Consider the following 4,360-nt stretch of genomic DNA (forward strand, 5'->3'; position numbering starts at 1 on the left):
GGACTTGATCGATGATCAAAAGCTTTAAGTCGAAACCTACTTTTTTGTAGGAAGTTTTTCGGCAGGGTTGTTTTTTGTCTTTCATTAGGTATAGTGCTAAAAGGTTTAATTTTTAGTCAACCTATTTCAGGAAAGTACGTGAATGGTAATGTTGCACAACTGCAGGGTTAAACGTAGTTCTGCTTAGAGAATGAAAAGATAATAAATTCTTGAGCAATAATTAGAGAAAAGGACTTCCATATACTCTCTAATTATTGATTGTCAATTAGCTTCGCGAAAGCGAAGCGTAAATTGTAGAATTTATTGGCTTGGGAATTCGAGAANACCGACGATGTCGCACGTTTTGGCTCGAAGCCCGCAGAAGGCGATATTTTTAGGATAGGTTTTAGTAGTAATTTGGTTTAACCCTGCAGATGATAGCACATGCTTTAAGATGCATTGTCTGCGAAGCAGCGCAGATTAAAGTTCGCCTTTGGCGAATGTGCTATCATCGGTGGCGGTATGAAACGTAAGGGTTTTAATGCACTTCATTATCTAACCGCTAAGTAGCCAAAACTACGTTTAGCACTGAAGTTAATATTTTTTGCAAAACCGTCAAAAAGTAGTATTGGCGGGGCTGATTTGAAATGTAAAAGATTCATAACCTTCTGTCTCCCTTATGTTTTATGACCGCGTGTTAGCTTTAGTAATTATTTCAACCAATTATTAAAATTGTCCATATTAATCACTTCAAAAGAAGCATTTGGATATGCACTTTTCCATTGTGTTGGTATTTTAACTTTGTCTTCTTTCCATTTAAATTCATAACCAAACAATGAACCGTCACGTTCTTCGACCCAATCAACTTCCTGTTGCTCATATGTTCTCCAAAAATAATTATTAGATGAAAGTCTTTTGTATTCTTGATATTTTAACCTTTCACTAATCATATAATTTTCCCACAAAGCACCAATGTCATTGCGAGATTCGATGGGATTAAAATTTGCAATCACTGCATTTCTAATTCCATTGTCCAAGAAGTACCACCTTGAATTTTTGGTTATTTCTTTTCTTAAATTCCTACTAAAACCTTCAACTTTATGAAGTATAAATACTTTACTTAATAAGTCCAGGTACTTTTCAACGGTATTCTTACTTATACCTAATTGACTTCCTAATTCTTGAAGCGATACTTCTCCACCGATTTGAAATGCTATCAGACGTAAAAGATTGAATATTTTCTGTGAATTCTTAATATTTTCATAAACCAAAATGTCTTTCAGTAGATATGAACTAACCATTTCGTTTAAGTAATCAATTTTGTCCTCTCTGTCAGGCAAGTGCAATAACTCTGGATAATTCCCAAAAACCAACCTTTCTCTTACTTTGTCAATTTTGGAAATACTATTTTCAACCTGATTGTATTCATTTTCAGATAAAGCAAATAAGTTAAAAGAATATTTTCTACCTGTTAATGGTTCTCCAGCGTCCTTATGAATATCAAATGATGAAGAACCTGATATTATAATTTTTAGTCCGTCAATTTCATCAATCATTAGTTTCAGCTTCAAACCTATTTCAGGTATTTTTTGGGCTTCATCAATGTACAGAAATTTGTATGAACCCAAAATCTGTTTGTAGTTTTCAACACTTCTAATTGCAAGCTTGTCGTGAACATTAATATCCTCACCATTTAACGTAAGTACAGGTTCTTTTACTTGTTCAAGTATTTCTTTTACAAGGACTGTTTTTCCAACTCGACGTGCTCCAAAAATTATTACAACCTTATTAGATTGCAATTTCTTCATTATACTATTTGATAAGTCTCTGACTAAATAATTCATAATTCCGTCATTTATTTGACGCAATTTACTAAAATTCCGTTAAAGTATCAAATTTGCAGTTCGTTCAGATTATTAAAGCTAACTGCAGGGTTAAACGTAGTTCTGCTTAGAGAATGAAAAGATAATAAATTCTTGAGCAATAATTAGAGAAAAGGACTTCCATATACTCTCTAATTATTGATTGTCAATTAGCTTCGCGAAAGCGAAGCGTAAATTGTAGAATTTATTGGCTTGGGAATTCGAGAAGCANTCGCACGTTTTGGCTCGAAGCCCGCAGAAGGCGATATTTTTAGGATAGGTTTTAGTAGTAATTTGGTTTAACCCTGCAGATGATAGCACATGCTTTAAGATGCATTGTCTGCGAAGCAGCGCAGATTAAAGTTCGCCTTTGGCGAATGTGCTATCATCGGTTTTGTGTAAGAACTGGTGCGTGGTTCAGCATGTCTTTAAACAAAAGAAAAACAAGTTAAGGAAAGGCCGCAGGACTTTCCGATAAACACTGACCTAGCAATTGTTTTTACATTATGTTAGCTTTTAGTGATTTCTTTAATTCTAATAATTTATTTCATAAAATGGATTATTAAAATGAGTATTATCATTAATTATAAAATATATGTATAGATTATTAAAACAACTATTGTCATTATTATAGAATATATATTAAGAGACCTTATATTAAACTTCTCTTTTATTAATAAATAAAGAGATAATATTGGTATACCGAAAATTGAAATAATACAAGGAAGCCAAAGTAATTCAAAAATTGCACCAACAAAGCGGTATTTATAAACATTGAACAATTGTACCCATATCCAAAATGCACTAACAAAAATACTTGAAACAAAAATTGCTTTATTCAGTAAGGTGTTCTTAAATACGGATGAATTATTTTTCATAAGTATAATTTTAGTCTTTTTAATTTTATATTTTCTGAAAAACGAGAAATTTCCTTGATTTTCTATTCCGCAAACTGGCTCTCGCATTAAAGCTAACGTTGTTGTATAAGAATAGTTGCGGGTTTGTATGCGAGGATTTTCCGAAGGAAAATCAGAAGCTAGCAAACGAGCAACGCCCAAACGGTTTAACTAAAATAAGCAATGTTTTTTAGCATCCATGAAAAAGCAGTAAGTCAGTATCTTTAAAGTTCACTAAAACGATTAAGATATGAAAACTGAACAAACTGCTCAACCAAAGTTATACATTGGCATCGACATTCACAAACGAAGTTGGAAAATACACTGTGCCACAGATTTATTTTCTGGGAAATCATTTACGATGCCTCCAAAACCAGAAGGATTAAAAGTTTATGTGGAGCAACATTTTTCCGACTATGAAGTGACTATTGCTTATGAAGCTGGTTGCTGTGGTTATTATGCTCATCGTAGTTTTGAGAGTTATGGATGGAGCTCATTAGTAGTTAATCCAGCAGACATTCACCGAAAGGGAAAAGAGCGTTTTACCAAGACCGATAAGATTGATGCGCAGCTCATAGCCAGAGAACTTAAGGATGGTCGACTAGATAGTATTCATGTTCCAGAAGTAGAGCGAGAGCAATTGCGAAGTCTCTTTAGACGACGTAATGATTTAGTGAAGGACTTTAGACGCATAAAGAGTATCCTAAAGATGCAGCTACTCTATTTTGGAGTAAGTATTCCAGAGGAATTTGACAATGATCATTGGAGTCATAACTTTAGACATTGGCTTGATTCACTTGTATTTAGTCATCCTACAGCACGTGAGACGCTTGATAGTAGGATGCGTAGTTTTAGATTTATAGATAAAGAACTGAGGGATGTTTCCTCAAAACTTCGGGCCTATTGCCGTAAGCATTATAAAAAGGACTATTATTTATTGCGCAGTATTCCAGGGATTGGAGGTATAGTAGCCTGCGGGATTATTTGTGAATTGGGCGATTTGCGACGTTTTAATAGTATAAAACATTTGGCAGGTTATGTTGGTCTAGCACCAGGTGTTCATCAAAGTGGCGATAATCAAAGACACACAGGTATCACCATGCGAGCACATCGTTTAATGCGGAGCTATTTTATAGAAGCCTCATGGCAAGCGATAAGAACTGACCCTATTATGCAAGCCTATTATCGCAAGCATATAGGGAAGAACGTAAAAAGTGTCATAGTAAAGGTAGCTCGTAAATTATTAAGTAGAACCTTAGCCGTTATAAAAACTGAAATACCATACACCATAGGTGTTATAGAATAATATAAACCAATAACCAAGCTCACAAAGAAGTAGCAAAACCTGTATCACAAAACACCGTAGGTGAACCAGATTGATAGGTATCACACATTTATAGCAAGTGGCCAGGTTTATTATAGCTTATAATCATACAGATGCTGGTGACCATCGTATTTAAGAATGGATCACATATAGGATGCGGAGCAAGTTATTTAAAGGCTGTTGAAATATTGATAATCCTATCGGAATTATCAACATTCCAACACCACAGAATCATCATTATGAGATAATTAAAAATAAAATATTAACTTTGGAGAACTAGGCTAGTGCTTTTCATAGGA

2 protein-coding genes are annotated in these 4,360 nt (G+C 34.2%); one reads left to right on the forward strand and one right to left on the reverse strand.

The features are described 5' to 3' along the window. Positions 1 to 689: 689 nt before the first annotated feature. Positions 690 to 1,823 (reverse strand): ATP-binding protein, encoded by a 1,134-nt coding sequence (locus E1J38_RS14920; protein ID WP_133357629.1) that lies wholly within the window; start codon positions 1,821 to 1,823, stop codon positions 690 to 692. Positions 1,824 to 2,987: 1,164 nt separating this feature from the next. Here E1J38_RS14920 and E1J38_RS14925 point away from each other — a divergent pair. After that, positions 2,988 to 4,043, forward strand: a complete 1,056-nt coding sequence (locus E1J38_RS14925; RefSeq protein ID WP_133357640.1) for an IS110 family RNA-guided transposase — start codon at positions 2,988 to 2,990, stop codon at positions 4,041 to 4,043. Positions 4,044 to 4,360: the final 317 nt, after the last annotated feature.

This window comes from Seonamhaeicola sediminis, assembly GCF_004358095.2.
GTDB classification, from domain to species: Bacteria; Bacteroidota; Bacteroidia; order Flavobacteriales; family Flavobacteriaceae; genus Seonamhaeicola; species Seonamhaeicola sediminis.